Source organism: Methylobacterium sp. C33D (assembly GCF_053345825.1).
In genome coordinates, this window is sequence record NZ_JBKFAV010000096.1 from 1 (window position 1) to 1,488 (window position 1,488).

Sequence of the window (1,488 nt, forward strand, 5' to 3'; positions counted from 1 at the left end):
TGTACGTGAACCTCGATCGCCAGAAGAACACCGCCAGCGGCGTCTTCATCCCGAACCTGCTGCCGCCGCGCGGTGTCGCCTACCTCAACGGTGCGGCCGCCAACACCGAGTTCGCCGTCGTCCGCGCAGGCCTGAACTACAAGTTTGGTTCGTACTGAGATCCGGCCATGCTGTGCCCGGTATCTCTGCCGGGCGACGCGGTTGGTGGGGTGGGGTGTTGGTCCTCTCCTCCCTGCTGAGCGCCGAACGAGCAGCTGACCGGTTGACCTTCGCATCCCCAGCCCGATCAAACTGGCCGCGAGGTCCACGAAGCCCTGGAAGCTCCGCTTCCAGGGCTTCTGCATTGGCGGATGTGGCTGTCGTCGCAGACGACCGGTCAGGGATCCCGGCCAACCCGTGGCTGCGACTCGACCCATGACCCGGTTCGGTCGTTTCCACAGAGGCGCCGGATCGCATCGAGCGCGGGATCCGAGCATCTTTCACGAGCAGGGCTTTCTGCCTCTACGGCGGTTGGCGTTCCGGAGCGCGATCATGGCTCTCAAGCTGGTCTTCGCCGTCGGCATCCCCCTGATCACCGTGCTCATCGCGGTTGCCTGGGCCTGGTTCGTCGCCCGCGACATGAGCAAGGCTTCCGTGTAGGCGCCCACGAGGTCGATCTTCGCGATCTGCTCGATAGGCTACAGGGTTCCAGGTCTATCCGGGCCTCTCGCGTGCCTCGATGCCATCGCGGCAACGGCGAGGGCGGCGGCTATCGCCCGGGCAGAGCCTGCATCCTATAAGAAGCGCGTGTACCGCCTCCGGATTGATCGCGCATCCTAGTCATATGCCGATCTCGTCCGACGCCACTTTAGCGCCGACAGCGCTGGCCGGCAGAGATGCCGCAGCTTCTGCATCCAGCGGAGCGTAAGGGCGATTTCCCGCTACTGCGCCTCATCCACGCGTCTCGCACGGTCACTCATCCGCAATACCGAGAGCCTTGCCGGTGTGCGGTCTCGTAGAGAGCGCATCGGCCGGGATCGCGAGAGATGGCCTTCTTTGCCGAGTCGGTAGGTGGCCCGTCGAACTGGATGACAGATCGACTTGAGCCGTCATCAAACCCGACCGCCCGGCCGCGAGATGACGATCGGCAAGGGACGTTGCGTCTCAAAATTGGTGCTCCTCGTCTAAAGGCGGCCCTTACAGTGCGCTTGTTGCATGTGGGCAGTAGCAAGTATCAATCTGATCGCCTTATGCCCCAAGCAGATCGAACTGATCTGACAGCGGAAATTCTTGGGTCTCAGTCGGGCCGTAGATCGTTCGTCCCTACTATGACTACTTAAGTATATTGAGAGGAGTCGGTGCTGTATGGCCAACTTCGGTGATCGAGACGCGCTCACCCTCGTTGAGCGGGACACGGCCGAAAGCCGCGGCGGCTTTTCGGGTGCACATGCCGGTGACAACCCGGTCGTCGTCGAGCAACGGGACCAGTCCCGGAGCCGCTCCAGCCGC

1 pseudogene is annotated in these 1,488 nt (G+C 62.9%); it reads left to right on the forward strand.

Features of this window, described 5'->3' with window-relative positions:
- Positions 1 to 158 (forward strand): annotated as a pseudogene (locus tag ACLBXO_RS31485) (porin family protein); the annotation flags it as partial.
- Between the last annotated feature and the right edge of the window lie 1,330 nt (positions 159 to 1,488).